We start from the raw sequence: 17,187 nt of genomic DNA on the forward strand, positions 1-17,187 counted from the left end.
CGACTCTGCGCTCTCCCGTTCGGGCATGTTCATGACTTTGCCCAGTCGTCATGTGCTACTCGTCGGAAACCTCCGCGGAGCCGCCACCGGCACCGGCCTCGCCCGCTTCGGCAGCGGGCTTCTCCGCCACGGGCTTCCCGGCAACGGGCTTCGTAGCAGCGGGCTTGCCGGCCACGGGCTTCCTGGCAGCGCGCTTTTTGATCACGGGCTTGTCCGCCACGGGCTTCGTGACCGCGGGCTTGTCCGCCACGGGCTTCGTGACTGCGGGCTTGTCCGCTACGGGCTGTTCGGCAGCGGGCTTCTCGACCGCAGGCTTCTCGACCGAGGTCATTTCAGCCACCGGCTCCTCGGACGGAGCCGTCTCGGCCACCGGCTCGGTGGCCGAGGGCTTCTCCGCCGTGACCTTCTCCGCCGAGGGCTCCTCGACGCCAGGCACCTCGGCCGAGGGCTCCTCGGTCACCGGCTCCTCAGCCGAAGCCTTCTCCGCAGCCGGCGCCTCGGTCACCGGCTCCTCAGCCGAGGCCTTCTCCGCAGCCGGCACCTCAGCCGAGGTCTTCTCCGTCGCCGGCTCCTCGGACGAAGCCTCTTCCGCGGCGACCTTTTCCGGCGCCGACGGCGTCGTGGTCGACGTCTTCGCGCCCGGACCGGTGTGCGCGCCGGCGGTTGTGGCCGCCTCGGACGCGGCCACCGCTTCCGGTGCCGCGGCGGTCTCCGCCGTCTCCGTCGCCTCGGCCGTCTCCGGCGCCGCCGTCTTCCCGGCGGCCACCTCGGACACCGGCTCCTTGCCCGCCGCACCGGCGGAGGCCACCGCCGACGACAGCAGGACCGTGTCCTGCGGTGCCTGGTCGGCGAAGTTCTCCGGGTGGTGGCAGGCGACCCGCTGACCCGGCCTCAGCTCCACGAGCTGCGGCTCGGTCGTCTTGCAGATCTGCGTCGCCTTCCAGCAGCGGGTGTGGAACCGGCAGCCGGAGGGCGGGGCGATCGGCGACGGGACGTCACCGCGGAGCAGGATGCGCTCGGTCTTCTGGCCCCGGCGCTTGGGGTCCGGGACCGGCACCGCCGACATCAGCGCCTTGGTGTACGGGTGCATCGGCGCCTCGTACAGCGAGTTGCGGTCGGCGAGTTCGACGATCTTGCCGAGGTACATCACCGCGATGCGGTCCGAGACGTGCCGGACCACGGAGAGGTCGTGGGCGATGATCACATAGGTGAGACCGAGTTCCTGCTGGAGGTCGTCCATGAGGTTGACGACCTGCGCCTGGATCGACACGTCCAGGGCGGAGACCGGCTCGTCGGCCACCACCAGCTTCGGCTTCAGGGCGAGCGCGCGGGCGATGCCGATGCGCTGGCGCTGACCGCCGGAGAACTCGTGCGGGTAGCGGTTGTAGTGCTCGGGGCTGAGGCCGACCAGTTCGAGGAGCCGCTGGACCTCCTTCTTCACCCCGCCCTCGGGCTCCACGCCCTGCAACCGGAAGGGCGCGGAGACGATGGAGCCGATGGTGTGCCGGGGGTTCAGGGAGCCGTACGGGTCCTGGAAGATCATCTGGATGTCGCGGCGCAGCGGGCGCATCTGCCCGGCGCCCAGCCGCGTGATGTCCCGGCCCTCGAAGGTGATCTTCCCGCCGGTCGGGTCCTGGAGCCGGGTGATGACCCGGCCCATGGTCGACTTGCCGCAGCCCGACTCGCCGACCACGCCGAGGGTCTCGCCCTTGCGCACCTCGAAGTCGATGCCGTCGACGGCCTTCACCGCGCCGACCTGACGCTGGAGGATGCCCTTCTTGATCGGGAAGTGCTTGGTCAGCCCCTCGACCCTGAGCAGCACGTCACGGTCCTCGGGGGCCGTCGCCTGCTGCGGGATCACGGCCTCGGCCTCGTCCGTCTTCTTGGTCTCACTCACAGCTTCGGCGCAATCTCTTCGGTCCAGATCCGCTGGCGGTCCTCGGCCGACAGGTGGCATGCGGACCAGTGCCCGGCGTCCACCTGTTCCAGCTCGGGGCGCACCGTGCGGGTGACGTTCCCCTTGGGGATGTCCGCGTACGGGCAGCGCGGGTGGAAGGCGCAGCCCGAGGGGATGTTGATGAGGCTCGGCGGCTGACCCTTGACCGGTATGAGCCGTTCGGAGGTCGCGCGGTCGATGCGGGGCATCGAGCCGAGCAGGCCCCAGGTGTAGGGGTGCTGCGGCTGCTCGAAGACCTCGTCGGCGGGACCGCGCTCGATGCACCGGCCGCCGTACATCACGAGGACGTCGTCGGCGATCTCGGCGACCACACCCAGGTCGTGGGTGATCATGATGACCGCGGAGCCGAACTCCTTCTGGAGGTCACGGATCAGGTCCAGGATCTGCGCCTGGACGGTCACGTCGAGGGCGGTGGTCGGCTCGTCCGCGATGAGCAGCTCGGGGTTGTTCACCAGCGCCATGGCGATCATGGCGCGCTGGCGCATACCGCCGGAGAACTCGTGCGGGTAGCCGTCGACGCGCTTGGCGGGCTCGGGGATGCCGACGCGGTCGAGCATCTCGATCGCGCGCTTGCGGGCGACCTTCTTGCTGACGTCGTGGTGCACCCGGTAGGCCTCGACGATCTGGTCGCCGACCTTGTAGTACGGGTGCATCGCGGACAGCGGGTCCTGGAAGATCATCGCCATCTCCCGGCCGCGGAGCTTGCGCACCTCGTCCGGGGCGGCGGAGACCAGTTCCTTGCCGTCCAGCCAGATCTCACCGGACATCTGCACGTTCTTGCCGCGCGCGCCGAGCCGGTGCAGGCCCATGACGGCCAGCGAGGTGACCGACTTGCCGGAGCCGGACTCGCCCACGATGGCGAGGGTCTGCCCCTTCTCCAGCGAGAAGCTGAGCCCGTCGACGGACTTGACCAGGCCGTCGTCGGTCGGGAAGTGCACCTTGAGGTCGCGGACCTCGAGGAAGGCTTCGGGCGCCTTGCCGGCGGTCGTGGGCTCGCCCACGGCGGCGCCGGTCTTGGAGAGTTCGGTCACGAGAGCCTCACCCGCGGGTCGGCGGCGGCGTACAGCACGTCCACCAGGAGATTTGCGATCACGACGAAGAAGGCGGCGAGCAGGGTCACGCCGAGGATCTTGGGCAGGTCGTTGTCCGTGATGCCCTGCACCGCGTACTGGCCGATGCCGGGCAGCGAGAAGACGCTCTCGGTGATCACGGCGCCGCCGAGCAGCAGACCGATGTCCATGCCGAAGACCGTGATGATCGGGGTGAGAGCGGCGCGCAGTCCGTGCCGGACGACGACGTTGCGCTCGCGCAGGCCCTTGGCGCGGGCCGTGCGGATAAAGTCCTCGTTCATCGTCTCCAGCATGCCCGAGCGGGTGAGCCGCGCGTAGATGGCGGAGTACAGCAGGGCGAGCGAACACCACGCGGGGAAGAGGGTGTTGGCCCACTGCGAGGGGTTGTCGGTGAACGGGACGTAGCTCTTGCCGAAGATCGGCCACTGGTACTCGAAGAGCAGGATCGCCAGGTTGCCGGTGAAGAACATGGGCAGCGAGACGCCGGCGAGCGCGATGCCCATGAAGCCCCGGTCGAGGACCGAGCGCGGCTTCAGCGCGGAGACGACACCGGCCACCACACCGGACACCAGCCACAGTACGGCGGCACCCGCGGCCAGCGAGAGGGTGATCGGAAGGCGTGAGGTGAGCTCCGGCCAGACCGCCTGGTGGTTCTTGAAGGAGTAACCGAAGCAGGGCGCGTCGCAGTGCACCGTGGTGGGGCCGAGGTCGTAGGAGGCGCCGGCCACGATCCCCTTGATGAAGTGCCAGTACTGGACGTAGACAGGCTGGTCCAGACCGAGGTTGTGCTTGACGGCGGCGATGTCCGCCGGCGACGGGCTCTTGCCGATGTACTGCTGCGCCAGCTGGTCCGCTGTCTGGCCGACGAGCCGTGGCAGCAGGAAGAAGATGGCGAAGGTGACCGCGGAGACGACCAGCAGCAGGATCACTGCCGCGAACGTCCGGCGGAGGATGTACGAGATCACGGGGACCGGCGCTGGTGCCCGCGGGCCGCGAAGCCCGCGGGCACCAATGCCTTCACCTGCCTTCCGGGGCTGCTACTTCGACGCGACGCCGATGTTGAGGTAGTCGTACTGACCGCTGAAGGCCGCCGTGGAAACCAGGTTGGTGTAGTTCTGCGGGCGGCCCAGCAGGACCTTGAAGTAGGTCAGCGGGACCAGGACGGCGTCGTCCATGGTCTTCTTGTCGATCTGCGTGTAGACGCTGTTGCGCTGGTTGAGGTCCTGCGTGCCGATCGCCTTGCCCAGCAGCTCGTTGACGGACTTGTCGTTGTACTGCGACAGGTTCGTGTTGCCCGACTGGCTGATCGCCTTGCCGTTCAGGATCTGCTGGAGGAAGCCGTAGCCGGAGGGCCAGTCGGCACCCCACTGCATCATGATCAGACCGAGGTTCTGCTTCTCCGAGAACTTCGGCACACCCACGTAGTCGGTGAAGTACTTGCCCGACGGGTACTGCTTCAGGGAGGCGTTGATGCCGACCTTCTTCAGCGAGGCGATGATCGCCGTCGCGGCGTCGATCTCCGGCTGACGGTCGGAACGCGCGGCGATGTTCGTCGTGATCGACGACTTGCCGCAGGCCTTCAGCTGCTGCTTGGCCTTGGCGGCGTCACCCTTGTTGCCCTGGCTGGCGTAGACGTCCGACTTCTCGTAGCCCGGGATGTCCGGCGGCAGCACGGTGGAGGCGACGTCACCGCGGATCGGGCCGCCCTCGGCGGTCTGCACCGAGACCTTGTCGATCGCGTACTGCACGGCCTTGCGGCACTCGGGCTTGTCGAACGGCGCGACCTTGGTGTTGATCGCCAGGTACACGAGACGGCCACCGTAGGTGTTGTCCGTGTTGGCCTTCTTGTCGGCGTCGGTGAGGACCTTGGCCTGGGTGGAGGCCTGGACACCGGTGCCGGCCAGGTCGATCGCGTCGCCGGCGAGGACGTCCTGGTCGATCGTCTCCGCGTTGACCTTCAGCTTGACGACGATCTTGTCCGGCAGCTGCTTGCGCAGCGGGTCCGTCTTCGGGTCCCAGTTCGGGTTGCGCACCAGCACGGCCTGCCGGCCGTCCTGGTAGCTCTGGAACTTGTACGAGCCCGAGGAGACGATGTGCTTGATGTAGTCGACGCCCGTGTCCTTCGCCTGCGGCACCGGGGCCGTCTGCGGGGCGGCGACCAGGTAGTCGAACTCCTGGAAGGCCTGCTTCAGGTGGAAGACGATGGTGGTGTCGTCCGGCGTCTGGATGGAGGACAGGCCCTTGGCGCTCTTGTCCTTGTACGGGCCCTTGTACTTGTCGCCGCCGGCCATGAACTGCTGGAAGTAGTTCGGGCCGAGGGAGAGCACGTCACGCGCGAAGTTGGAGCGCTCGACGGCGTACTTGACGTCCTTCGAGGTGATCGGCGAGCCGTCCTCGTACTTCAGGCCCGCACGCAGCTTGTACGTCCAGGTCTTGCCGCCGTCGCTCGGCACACCCTTGCTCGCCGCGAGGTCCGGGACGAGGGTGTTGCCCTTCTGGCCGGCGCCCGGCTGGAAGGTCATCAGCGGGCGGGCGTACAGCCGGCTGAGGTTGTACATGTACGCGTAGTACGTGTTGCCGGGGTCGAAGGAGTCCGGCACGTCGGACAGCTCGTAGGTGAGCGTGCCGCCCTTCTTGTCGGACGCGTTGACGACGCCCTTGGTCGCGGCGTTGGCCCCGGCCGACTTGGTGCCGTTGTCGTTCTTGTTGTCATCGGCCTTGCTGCAACCCGCAAGAAGCAGGCTGGCGGAGCCGATGGCCGCGATCGCGGCCAGCGCTGACCTTCGCATGATGGGCGCTTTCCCCTCCATTGTTGACAAAATTTTCGGGCTCTTCGCAGCAGGCGTCAGCGGCTGCGCGGATCGAGAGCATCGCGGAGACCGTCGCCGAGCAGGTTGAACGCGAGGACGGTGACGAAGATGGCGAGTCCGGGGACGATCATGAACTGGGGGTCGACCTGGTAGTAGGTGACCGCCTCACGGAGCATGCCGCCCCAGGACGCCTGCGGGGGCTGGATGCCGACGCCGAGGAAGCTCAGGGACGCCTCGAAGAGGATGTTGGTCGGGATCAGCAGCGTCGAGTAGACGATGATCGGGCCGACCAGGTTGGGCATCAGCTCGCGGAACAGGATGTACGGGGCCTTGGCGCCCATGCCGCGGGAGGCGTCCACGAACTCGCGCTCCCGCAGGGCCAGCGTCTGGCCGCGCACGATCCGGCCCAGGTAGGGCCAGTTGAAGAAGCCGATGACGAAGATGAGCACGCTCAGGTGGAGCGGCAGCCCGTTGAGACCGAAGGCGCCGCCCTGGAGGGTGGCGGAGATGGCGATCGCGAAGAGCAGGAGGGGGAAGGCGAGGAAGGTGTCCATCAGCCGGCTGATGATCGAGTCGACCCGCCCGCCGTAGTAGCCCGCCACGACACCGAGGACCGCGCCGATCACGTTCGACAGGACGGTGGCGCCGAAGGCGACCACCAGCGACACCCAGGAGCCCTCCAGGACGCGGGTGGCGATGTCACGGCCGAACTTCGGGTCCACACCGAGCGGGTGATCCAGGCTCATGCCGCCCCAACTACCCTTGGGCAGCGAGGTGTCGGGGGTGATCAGGTCTTGGTGGAAGGCGTTGGGGTCGAGCCCGAACACGGCCTGGAGGGGGCGCGAGAGAATCGCGACGAGGATCAGCAGGACCACGATGACGGCGCCCGCGACGGCGACCTTGTCCTTCTTGAACCGGGTCCAGGCGATCTGGCCCAGGGAACGACCCTCGATCTGCCCCTTTCCGACACCCTCCAGCACAGCCTCCGGCTGTGCCTCGGCTGCCGCTCCGGTGGTCTCGATCGGTGCGGTCACGGTGAGCGACCCCTCTCGCCGGTGGTGACCGGCCTGCGCCTGCCGCGGATTGCGGCTTTGTCGACTTGCCATCGAGCACGAGGCCTCGGCCTCGCGTCTGAGTCGCGAGTCTTCAGCGTCGTCGTGATCACCCGCCAGAGTTGGCGGTGAAAGTATGCGCAACCGTGATGCAGTGCAGGGGATTCCGTTATCCGAACAGTGGGTAACGACTCCCGGACGCGGGTCAGTTGGGGCAGAACGGCACATTCACCCGGAACGGGACGTACTGGCGATGTCTACGCGCGCAGAAGAGGCCCGCTCACGCGGACACCGTGACCCCGCTCAAACCTCTTGACATGCTCGCCCGTTGGTCAGTAGCCGCCGTGCGCGGGCGGGTAGCCGTAGCCGGTCGCCGGCGGAATCTGGAGCGGGGGCCGGGGCGGCGGGGCGACGGCGTGCGCCTCGCGGTCGTAGAAGGGACGCGCGTTGGCCCGCATCCACATGACCACCGGGTCGTAGCCGTCGGTCATCACGACCGTCGACACCGGCAGCCCCTCCGGGACCGCGCCGACCGACTGCTGCATCATCGCACGCACCGAGTCGACCGCCGCCGGGGAGGTGTCGTACACGTCCAGGCCGAGGGCGAGGTACGGCGCCCCGAGCGCGGGCTGCACCCAGGCGCGCCGCAGCGAGCGCAGCGCGGGGGTGCGGTGCGCGTTCTGCGCGAGCAGGGCGTAGAACTGCGGGATCTCGATGCCGGGTTCCGACAGGCTCAGGGGGCCGGCGGGCTGGCGGTCCAGGCCGGTGGCGATGCGGCGCAGGTCGAGCCAGGGGATGCCCACGCCGCCGCCCGGGGCGTGCGGATTGAGCCACAGGCCGTAGTGGTCGGGGTAGAGGGTGCGGGCCACGTCGAGGCCGTCGACCACCTCGTAGGAGCGGTTCCAGCCGCTGGCCGAGAGTTCCTGGGCGGAGGTGACACAGGGGGCGTAGTGGATGCCGTCGATCTCCATGTCGCCGTACTGGGCGTCCGGGGAACCGGCCTGGCCGTGCCACAGGAACATCCAGATCTGGCCGGAGGAGGGGGCGGCGAGGGCGCGCAGCAGGGCCTCGTAGGCGTCGTAGTCGTAACGTCCAGGCGTGACCTGGCGCAGCATGTGCTCGACGCTGCCGCTCGGGCTCGCGCTCACCTGTCTTACCGCCCCTTCTCGTGGAGTGCCCCGCGTTGGGGGACAGCTTAAGCGCCCGGTGGCCCGGGACCTCGTGGCCGTACACGGGGGCGGGCGCGCGGTGGCGTGCCGCGCCCGGCGCACCATCGCGTGCCGGCCCGGCTCCGCGCCCCGGCCGTTAGTGGCCGAAACGGTAGAAGGGGCGGACGTTCGCCTTCAGCCAGTTCGCCACCGGGTCGTCGGTGACGTCCATGAGGACGAGGTTGACCGGCCACTTCACCGGGACCCTGCCCAGCGCCCGGCCCAGGGCCTCCAGGGGCGCGGTGCGCAGGTCGCCCTCCCACTGGGAGAGTTCCACGCCGACGAACATCACCGGTTCGGCCGTCTCGACGGCGGCCAGGCAGCGGCGGGCGGTGACCACCACGCCGGTGTCCGCGAACTCGGCGGAGGCGGCGGAGAGGAAGTCGACCGGGTCGTCCTGCCAGTCGGGCTCGAAGAGGCGGACCCGGCCGCCGCTGCCGGGCCCGTCGAGCGGGGTGCGGCCCACCCGGCACAGTTCGGCCACGGCCTCGGGCGGCAGCGGGATGCCGATCACGCCGCCCGGGTTCACGGCCAGGCCCGCCTGCGGCGGCAGGCCACGGGCGAACTCCACGGCGGGGGCGACGGCGTACGACATGTGGGAGCCGGCCGCCTGCCGGAACTGCTCCTCGGAGCTGAAGACCGGCACGTACACCTGGCCCTCGATGTCGACGGTGGGCAGGTCCAGCGGGCCGCTGTCCGGACCGCCGCCGGCCGGCAGCGGGATCCACAGGAAGCTGCGGCCGAGGACCTCGATGATCCGGCCGCCCGCCGTGGGGACGCCGAGGGAGGCCGAGAGCACCTCCTCCAGTTCGTTGCCGGGCCAACCGCCGTGCGGGTGGGGGTGTGTCTGTGCCGGGAAGTCCGCGGGAAGGTCCGCCGGGAAGTCCATCTGCCTACCGCCTGCTGGGAACCACTGCTGTGAGGTCGAAGGCTATCGGGTGGCTGTGACATCGCGGCTCCGCCGGGGACACGCGCGCCGCGTCAGCGGGGGTCCGGGGCGGCGAAGTCCACGCGGTGCAGGGTGTCCGCGGCGGCCCGGTCCAGCAGCAGCGCCGAGCCGCAGCCCATGGGCGGTTCGCCCCGCTCGACCGCGCGCAGCAGCCGGGCGGCGGTACGGCGGTGCCGGCGGAAGGCGTAGCGGGAGACGCCCCGGCCGCGCTCCCGCTGGCCCTCGCGGGCGGTCTCGGGGGCGACGTCGAGCACCAGCAGGTGCAGGGTGCCGCCACGGCGGCGGGCCTCGCGGGCGAGCCAGCCGCGCACCCAGGGCTGGGTGCCGCAGTCGTGGACGACGACGCCGCCGCCGGTGCGCAGCGCGCGGCGCAGTCCGGCGTAGTGCGCGAGGCGGACCAGGGGGCGGTAGAGCGCGTACGGCAGGAAGCGGGGCAGGCGGGCCGCGAAGCGGTCGCGGGCGTCCTGGGAGTCGATGCGGTGGCCGGCGACCGCGCGCCGCATCAGCGTGGACTTGCCGCTGCCGGGCAGGCCGGTGATCACCACCACGTCCCGCGGCCCGAAGACGAGGGCGCGCGGGCTGCGGCCGGCGCGGTCGCGCAGGTCACGGACGACCGGGACCGGGCGCGCGGGGTGACGTTCGCGGGCGGTGGCGGGCGCGGAGCGCTGCTCCGGCACCGCGAGGCCGGTGGTGGCGGCGGTGACGTACGCCGTGGTCCTGTTCACCGTGGTCGTCCTCCCCTGTGGGCTCGGTCATGTCCTGCCCCTTGAAGTTAAAGGGAAGGTAATGCCCACTGGCCGGTGGTTCGGTGCGGGTCGTGCCACAGGTCGGTTACAGAAGCCGGGCTCGCGTGCAATGATGTGCCCGCCAACTGCATACCGGCCGCTTGAATCCGCGCGGGAGAGTCCCCAGGTCCCGTTGGACCGTCTGGGGCGCCGAAGGAGCAAGTCCCTCCCTTGAATCTCTCAGGCCCCGTTACCGCGCGGGCGAGGCACATCTGAAAAGCGGGCCGCTGTGTCCAGTGGTCCCACCCAAGGTGCAAACCGTGATCGTCCCCGTGGCGGTCACGGCGAACCTCTCAGGTTCCGATGACAGATGGGGAGGAACGTTCCTCGCCCCGTCCGTATGCCCTGGGAGACGACCGACCGATGAGCAGCACCGAACTCCGCCACACCGCGCTGGATGCCGTGCATCGCGCGCTCGGCGCGACCATGACCGACTTCGCCGGCTGGGACATGCCCCTGCGCTACGGCTCCGAGCGCGACGAGCACCTCGCGGTGCGCACCCGGGCCGGCCTGTTCGACCTCTCCCACATGGGCGAGATCACCGTGAGCGGCGCCGGGGCGGCCGCCCTCCTGAACTTCGCCCTGGTCGGCAACATCGCCTCCGTCGGCGTCGGCCGCGCCCGTTACACCATGATCTGCCGGGCCGACGGCGGCATCCTGGACGACCTCATCGTCTACCGGCTGGCCGAGACCGAGTACATGGTCGTGGCCAACGCCTCCAACGCCCAGGTGGTGCTGGACGCGCTGGCCGAGCGGGCCGCCGGCTTCGACGCCGAGGTCCGCGACGACCGGGACGCCTACGCGCTGCTCGCCGTGCAGGGCCCGGAGTCCCCCGGCATCCTGAAGTCGCTCACCGACGCCGACCTGGACGGGCTGAAGTACTACGCCGGTCTGCCCGGCACCGTCGCCGGCGTCCCGGCGCTGATCGCCCGCACCGGCTACACCGGCGAGGACGGCTTCGAGCTGTTCGTGCGGCCGGAGCACGCCGTGCGGCTGTGGCAGGCGCTGACCGAGGCCGGCGAGGGCGTCGGCCTGGTGCCGTGCGGCCTGTCCTGCCGGGACACCCTGCGCCTGGAGGCGGGCATGCCGCTGTACGGGCACGAGCTGACCACCGCGCTCACCCCCTTCGACGCCGGGCTCGGCCGGGTCGTCAAGTTCGAGAAGGAGGGGGACTTCGTCGGGCGTGAGGCGCTCGCCGGGGCCGCCTCCCGGGCCGAGGCGAGCGCGCCCCGGGTGCTCGTCGGCCTGGTCGCCGAGGGCCGCCGGGTGCCGCGCGCCGGGTTCTCCGTCGTCGCCGGGGGCCAGGTGATCGGCGAGGTCACCTCCGGTGCCCCCTCCCCCACCCTGGGCAAGCCGATCGCCATGGCGTACGTCGACGCGGCGTACGCGGCGCCGGGCACCGAGGGCGTCGGCGTGGACATCCGGGGCACCCACGAGCCGTACGAGGTCGTGGCGCTGCCGTTCTACAAGCGCCAGAAGTAGACACTGGGCGCTGCGGCGCTCCCGGCGCCCCGCCCCGCGTCGCCGGACGTGACCCTGCGCACATTTCCCCTGCTCACCAGCAGGTCCTACCGTCCCCCCTTCATCAGCACTCCCGCGCGTACAGGAGAATCCAGGCCATGAGCAACCCCCAGCAGCTGCGCTACAGCAAGGAGCACGAGTGGCTGTCGACCGCCGAGGACGGCGTCGCGACGGTCGGCATCACCGAGTTCGCGGCCAACGCGCTCGGCGATGTGGTCTACGCCCAGCTCCCCGAGGTCGGCTCCACCGTCGAGGCGGGCGAGACCTGCGGTGAGCTGGAGTCGACGAAGTCGGTCTCCGACCTGTACTCGCCGGTCAGCGGTGAGATCACCGAGATCAACGAGGATGTCGTCAACGACCCCTCGCTGGTGAACTCCGCGCCCTTCGAGGGCGGCTGGCTGTTCAAGGTACGGGTCACCGAGGAGCCGGCCGACCTGCTCTCCGCCGACGAGTACGCCGCCCACACCGCCGGCTGAGGAGTCGTAGCCCCATGACTGTCCTGAACACGTCCCTCCACGAGCTGGACCCGGAGATCGCCGCCGCGGTCGACGCGGAGCTGAACCGCCAGCAGTCCACGCTGGAGATGATCGCGTCCGAGAACTTCGCGCCGCTCGCGGTGATGGAGGCCCAGGGCTCGGTCCTCACCAACAAGTACGCCGAGGGCTACCCGGGCCGCCGCTACTACGGCGGCTGCGAGCACGTCGACGTCGCCGAGCAGATCGCCATCGACCGGGTCAAGGAGCTGTTCGGCGCCGAGTACGCCAACGTGCAGCCCCACTCCGGTGCCTCCGCGAACCAGGCGGCCCTGTTCGCCCTGGCCCGGCCCGGGGACACCATCCTCGGCCTGGACCTGGCACACGGCGGCCACCTGACCCACGGGATGCGGCTGAACTTCTCCGGCAAGCAGTTCGACGTGGTCGCGTACCACGTGGACGCGGAGACCGGCCTGGTCGACATGGCCGAGGTCGAGCGGCTGGCCAAGGAGCACCGCCCGAAGGTGATCATCGCCGGCTGGTCGGCGTACCCGCGTCAGCTGGACTTCGCCGAGTTCCGCCGGATCGCCGACGAGGTCGAGGCGTACCTCTGGGTCGACATGGCGCACTTCGCGGGCCTGGTCGCCGCCGGTCTCCACCCGAACCCGGTGCCGTACGCGGACGTGGTCACCTCCACGACCCACAAGACCCTCGGCGGCCCGCGCGGCGGCATCATCCTCGCGAAGAAGGACTTCGCGAAGAAGCTGAACTCCTCCGTCTTCCCGGGCTTCCAGGGCGGCCCCCTGGAGCACGTGATCGCGGCGAAGGCGGTCTCCTTCAAGGTCGCCGCCTCGGAGGAGTTCGCCGAGCGCCAGCGCCGTACGGTGGAGGGCGCGCGCATCCTCGCCGAGCGGCTGACGGCGGCGGACGCCCGCGAGGCCGGCGTGAACGTCCTGTCCGGCGGCACCGACGTGCACCTGATCCTGGTGGACCTGCGTGCCTCGGAGCTGGACGGGCAGCAGGCCGAGGACCGGCTCCACGAGGTCGGCATCACGGTCAACCGCAACGCCGTCCCGGACGACCCGCGCCCGCCGATGGTCACCTCCGGCCTGCGGATCGGTACGCCCGCCCTCGCCACCCGCGGCTTCACGGCCGAGGACTTCGCCGAGGTCGCGGACGTGATCGCCGAGACGCTGAAGGCGTCCTACGACGCCGAGGCGCTCAAGGTCCGGGTGAAGGCCCTGGCCGACAAGCACCCGCTGTACCCGGGGCTGAACAAGTAAGTCACCTTTCGCCGGGCACCGCGCACACTGGAGGAACCGGAGGTGCGCGGTGCCCGCACCCTGTACCGCCTTTTGCACCACCCCCCGCATTGAGGAGTCACCCGTGGCCATCTCGGTCTTCGACCTGTTCTCGATCGGCATCGGCCCGTCCAGCTCCCACACGGTCGGCCCGATGCGCGCGGCCGGCCTGTTCGCCCGCCGGCTGCGCAACGAGGAGCTGCTCGGCTCCGTCGCGGCCCTGCGCTGCGAGCTGTACGGCTCGCTCGGCGCGACCGGGCACGGCCACGGCACCCCGAAGGCGGTGCTGCTCGGCCTGGAGGGCGCCTCACCGCGCACGGTGGACGTCGAGACGGCCGACGAGCAGGTCGAGACGATCAAGCGGGCGGGACGGCTGAACATCCTCGGCGAGCACGAGATCCCGTTCTCCTTCGACGACGACCTGGTCCTGCACCGCCGCAAGGCGCTGCCCTACCACGCCAACGGCATGACCGTCCTGGCGTACGACGCCGACGGCGCCGAGGTGCTCTCCAAGACGTACTACTCGGTCGGCGGCGGCTTCGTGGTCGACGAGGACGCGGTGGGCGCGGACCGCATCAAGCTGGACGACACCGTCCTGAAGTACCCCTTCCGCACCGGCGACGAGCTGCTGCGCCGCACGAGCGAGACGGGCCTGTCCATCTCCTCGCTGATGCTGGAGAACGAGCGGGCCTGGCGCACCGAGGAGGAGATCCGCGAGGGCCTGCTGGAGATCTGGCGGGTGATGCGCGAGTGCGTGCAGCGCGGCATGTCCCGCGAGGGCATCCTGCCCGGCGGTCTCAAGGTCCGCCGCCGCGCGGCCGTCTCGGCCCGCCAGCTGCGCGCCGAGGGCGACCCGCTGGCGCACGCCATGGAGTGGATCACGCTCTACGCGATGGCCGTGAACGAGGAGAACGCCGCCGGCGGCCGGGTCGTCACCGCCCCGACCAACGGCGCGGCCGGCATCATCCCCGCGGTCCTGCACTACTACATCAACTTCGTCCCCGGCGCCGACGAGGACGGAGTCGTACGGTTCCTGCTGGCGGCCGGCGCGATCGGCATGCTCTTCAAGGAGAACGCCTCCATCTCCGGCGCCGAGGTCGGCTGCCAGGGCGAGGTCGGCTCCGCCTGCTCCATGGCGGCCGGCGCCCTCGCCGAGGTGCTCGGCGGCTCCCCCGAGCAGGTCGAGAACGCGGCCGAGATCGGCATGGAGCACAACCTGGGCCTGACCTGCGACCCGGTCGGCGGCCTGGTGCAGATCCCGTGCATCGAGCGCAACGGCATGGCCGCGGTGAAGGCGGTCACGGCCGCGAAGATGGCGATGCGCGGCGACGGCTCCCACAAGGTGTCCCTGGACAAGGTCATCAAGACCATGAAGGAAACCGGCGCGGACATGAGCGTCAAGTACAAGGAGACGGCCCGGGGCGGACTCGCGGTGAACATCATCGAGTGCTGACCGGGCGGCCCTGACCGGCGCGTCGGTGTCTTTCGGCGCCGTCAGGGCCTTTCCCTGCCTGTGCGGCGGAACGTCCCCGGAGTGTCGCCGGGGTCGCCTATGCCCGTGAACCCCAGTAGGTGAGCCGGGACCGCTCGAGCCTGCCGATCGAGTGCTGACCGCTGTTCCCCCAAGGGCTACCCCTAAGTAACCGCATGCCCCTACGCTGCCGCCGAACTCGGCGACTGCGAAGGGGAATTGACACATGCTCAGACTGAGACGGGCGGCGGCGCTGCTGGGAGCCGCCGCTCTGCTGGTGATGGCGCCGGGCAACGCGCACGCGGCGTCGCCCAAGTTCTCCGCGACGACGGCCGTCGGCACGCACAACGCGTACGACAAGGCCAAGTACACCTACTTCGCACAGGCGTTGGACTCGGGCGCCTCGCTGCTGGAGCTGGACGTGTACGCGGACACCGTCAGCCACCGCTGGCGGGTCAGCCACAGCAACCCGCTGGGCGACGACAACAACTGCGAGGCCGCGAAGACCCCGGCCGAGCTGTACAGCAAGAGCCGCAACCAGGACCTCGGCAGCTGCCTGGACAACATGGCCGCCTGGAACCAGCTGCACCCCGACCACCCGCCGATCGTCGTCAAGGTCGAGATGAAGGTCGGTTTCAACGACAGATCGGGCCTCGGACCCGACGAGTTCGACACGCTCGTCGCGCAGAAGCTCGGCAGCAGCGTGTACAAGCCGGCCGCCCTGCTGGGCGGGACGTACGGCACGCTGGACGCCGCAGCGAAGGCCGACGCCTGGCCCGCCCGTGACGCCCTCCGGGGCAAGTTCCTCTTCGAACTGATCCCGGGCACGGTGGAGCAGTCCAACCCGTTCGACACCTACTGGACGGACGAGGAGTACGGCGACCACCTGCGCGACCTGTCCGCGGCCGGGAACATCTCCGCGGCCCAGGCCTTCCCCGCGGTGCTCGGCGCCGCCGGCGGCGACCCGCGCACCAGCCGCTACGACGCCTCGATCCGGCCCTGGTTCGTGTTCTTCGACGGTGACGCGGCCACCTACGTCAACAACGGCTACGACACCTCGTTCTACTCCGCGAACCACTACATCCTGATCACGACGGACGCCCACAACGTCTCCCCCGCCATCTCCGCCACCAACCCGACGGACGCCGAAGTCACCGCCCGGCTCGCGCTGCTGGCCCAGCACCACGCGAGTCTGATCACCTCGGACTGGTCGGCGAAGTCACCGGCCGTACTGAGTTCGGTGACGACCCGGGGCTGAGGTTCCGGCCACGGCCGCAGGGGGCACAACTCCCCCATGCTCCATGGCATCGACGTCAGCGCCTATCAGTCCTCCTCCTATGCCACGGACGGCCTCTCCTTCGTCTTCGTCAAGGCGACGGAGGGCCGTTCCTACGCCAGTCCCCGGCTCGCCGCGCAGACGAAGCGGGCCCGTGACGCCGGACTGGTCGTCGGCTTCTACCACTTCCTGTGGCCCGGCGACCTCACCGCCCAGGCCGATTATTTTCTCCGGCACGCTCCCGACCGGCCGGGTGACATCCTCGCCGTCGACTGGGAGACCACCGGCGACGGCACGCACGCGAGCAACGCGGAGAAGGACCGCTTCCTGCGCAGGCTCAAGGAACTGCGGCCGGACAACCGGGTCGTCCTCTACTGCAACCGCCACTTCTGGCTGACCGTCGACACCACCTCGTACGCGGGCGACGGGCTCTGGATCGCCGACTACGTCACGGCCGGCAAGCCCCGCATCAAGGCCGACTGGCTGTTCCACCAGTACACCAGCGAGCCGCACGACAAGGACGTGGCCCGGTTCGCGCGGCAGGACGACCTGCGCGCGTGGGCCACGCCGTAGGAGCCGTGCCCAGGCGTCAGCCCCGGAAGTCCGCCGGGCGCTCCGGGGGCGCCTCGGCCAGGGCCTTGCGCACGGCCTCGGTGCCGGCGCGCAGGGCGTAGACCGGGGTGCCGGGCTGCTGGCGCCAGGAGTCGTCGATGCCGCCCGCGTCGACCGTGTCGAAGCCCAGCTCCCCGATCAGGTCGCGCACGGTCCGCTTGGCATCCTCGTCGTCGCCCGCGACCGGGAGGGCCATGCGCTCGGGGTCGCCGGCGGGACGGCCGCGGTCGAGGATGTCCTGCGCGTAGGTGCCGTTGAAAGCCTTGATCACCGGGTGGCCGAGGTGCCGCTCGGTCCAGCGGCTCTCGGTCAGGCCCTCGTCCTCGATGGCGGCGATCCGGCCGTCGCGCTGCTGCGGGTAGTAGTTGCCGGTGTCGATGACCGCGACGCCCTCGGCCGCGCCGTCCAGCAGCCCGGCGGGCAGGTCCGGGACCGCCTTCAGGGGGACGGTGACGACGACGACCTGGGCGTCCCTGGCGGCCTCCTCGGCCCGGACCGGGGTCGCGCCGGTCTCCTGCGCCAGGTCCTTGAGTGTCTCGGGGCCGCGGGAGTTGGCCACGGAGACGTCGTGGCCCAGGGCGGTGAGCCGCCGGGTGAGGTTGCCGCCGATGTTGCCCGCGCCGATGATGCCGATCTTCATGACAGGCCCTTCCGGGGTTGTCGATGCATGTGCATGCGTCGTGTGGGTCGACAACCGTGCGG

General features: G+C 70.2%; 15 protein-coding genes and 1 riboswitch. Of the genes, 6 read left to right on the forward strand and 9 right to left on the reverse strand.

Annotated elements, in window-relative coordinates:
* Nucleotides 1-55: 55 nt before the first annotated feature.
* From AB0F03_RS29390 to AB0F03_RS29425, 8 genes are all read right to left on the reverse strand, one after another.
* Nucleotides 56-1,957: a dipeptide ABC transporter ATP-binding protein gene (locus AB0F03_RS29390; protein WP_361997251.1), complete on the reverse strand. Its 1,902-nt coding sequence runs from the start codon at nt 1,955-1,957 to the stop codon at nt 56-58.
* A complete protein-coding gene (locus AB0F03_RS29395) occupies nt 1,894-2,988 on the reverse strand; it encodes an ABC transporter ATP-binding protein (protein WP_361997253.1) in 1,095 nt (364 codons plus the stop codon). Before AB0F03_RS29395 ends, AB0F03_RS29390 begins: the two co-directional genes overlap by 64 nt.
* The gene (locus AB0F03_RS29400) at nt 2,985-3,992 is read right to left on the reverse strand and encodes an ABC transporter permease (RefSeq protein WP_361997255.1); all 1,008 of its coding nucleotides are present in this window, start codon (nt 3,990-3,992) and stop codon (nt 2,985-2,987) included. Before AB0F03_RS29400 ends, AB0F03_RS29395 begins: the two co-directional genes overlap by 4 nt.
* Before the next feature lie 72 nt (nt 3,993-4,064).
* A complete protein-coding gene (locus tag AB0F03_RS29405; protein WP_361997257.1) occupies nt 4,065-5,837 on the reverse strand; it encodes an ABC transporter substrate-binding protein in 1,773 nt (590 codons plus the stop codon).
* 35 nt (nt 5,838-5,872) lie between these two features.
* Complete coding sequence (locus tag AB0F03_RS29410) at nt 5,873-6,871, reverse strand: ABC transporter permease (protein ID WP_361997259.1); 999 nt, start codon at nt 6,869-6,871, stop codon at nt 5,873-5,875.
* Between the two features lie 350 nt (nt 6,872-7,221).
* Entirely contained in the window at nt 7,222-8,037 is an 816-nt protein-coding gene (locus tag AB0F03_RS29415; RefSeq protein WP_361997261.1) for an enhanced serine sensitivity protein SseB C-terminal domain-containing protein, read from the reverse strand.
* A 157-nt stretch (nt 8,038-8,194) separates the two neighbouring features.
* Nucleotides 8,195-8,986, reverse strand: coding sequence for an enhanced serine sensitivity protein SseB (locus tag AB0F03_RS29420; RefSeq protein WP_361997262.1), 792 nt, complete (start codon nt 8,984-8,986; stop codon nt 8,195-8,197).
* Nucleotides 8,987-9,078: 92 nt separating this feature from the next.
* Entirely contained in the window at nt 9,079-9,771 is a 693-nt protein-coding gene (locus AB0F03_RS29425) for an AAA family ATPase (protein WP_361997264.1), read from the reverse strand.
* Nucleotides 9,772-9,933: 162 nt separating this feature from the next.
* Nucleotides 9,934-10,037: riboswitch (glycine riboswitch) on the forward strand.
* A gap of 157 nt (nt 10,038-10,194) precedes the next feature.
* Between AB0F03_RS29425 and gcvT the strand changes: the two genes are divergently transcribed.
* The 6 genes from gcvT to AB0F03_RS29455 all read left to right on the forward strand — a co-directional run bounded on the left by gcvT (nt 10,195) and on the right by AB0F03_RS29455 (nt 16,446).
* Nucleotides 10,195-11,313 (forward strand): glycine cleavage system aminomethyltransferase GcvT, encoded by a 1,119-nt coding sequence (gene gcvT, locus AB0F03_RS29430; RefSeq protein WP_361997266.1) that lies wholly within the window; start codon nt 10,195-10,197, stop codon nt 11,311-11,313.
* Between the two features lie 137 nt (nt 11,314-11,450).
* Nucleotides 11,451-11,828: a glycine cleavage system protein GcvH gene (gene gcvH / locus AB0F03_RS29435; protein ID WP_361997268.1), complete on the forward strand. Its 378-nt coding sequence runs from the start codon at nt 11,451-11,453 to the stop codon at nt 11,826-11,828.
* 14 nt (nt 11,829-11,842) lie between these two features.
* On the forward strand, nt 11,843-13,108 hold the full coding sequence (gene glyA, locus AB0F03_RS29440; RefSeq protein ID WP_361997270.1) for a serine hydroxymethyltransferase: 1,266 nt from the start codon (nt 11,843-11,845) through the stop codon (nt 13,106-13,108).
* Between the two features lie 103 nt (nt 13,109-13,211).
* The gene (locus tag AB0F03_RS29445; protein ID WP_361997272.1) at nt 13,212-14,579 is read left to right on the forward strand and encodes an L-serine ammonia-lyase; all 1,368 of its coding nucleotides are present in this window, start codon (nt 13,212-13,214) and stop codon (nt 14,577-14,579) included.
* A gap of 244 nt (nt 14,580-14,823) precedes the next feature.
* Entirely contained in the window at nt 14,824-15,855 is a 1,032-nt protein-coding gene (locus AB0F03_RS29450; protein ID WP_361997274.1) for a phosphatidylinositol-specific phospholipase C domain-containing protein, read from the forward strand.
* 36 nt (nt 15,856-15,891) lie between these two features.
* Nucleotides 15,892-16,446 carry a glycoside hydrolase family 25 protein gene (locus AB0F03_RS29455; protein WP_361997276.1) on the forward strand — a complete coding sequence of 185 codons (555 nt, stop codon included), beginning with the start codon at nt 15,892-15,894 and terminating at the stop codon, nt 16,444-16,446.
* Between the two features lie 16 nt (nt 16,447-16,462).
* On the opposite strand, the gene AB0F03_RS29460 is transcribed toward AB0F03_RS29455, so the two are convergent.
* Nucleotides 16,463-17,125, reverse strand: a complete 663-nt coding sequence (locus AB0F03_RS29460) for an NAD(P)-binding domain-containing protein (RefSeq protein ID WP_361997278.1) — start codon at nt 17,123-17,125, stop codon at nt 16,463-16,465.
* Between the last annotated feature and the right edge of the window lie 62 nt (nt 17,126-17,187).

Source organism: Streptomyces sp. NPDC028722, assembly GCF_040637655.1.
Classification (GTDB): Bacteria; Actinomycetota; Actinomycetes; order Streptomycetales; family Streptomycetaceae; genus Streptomyces.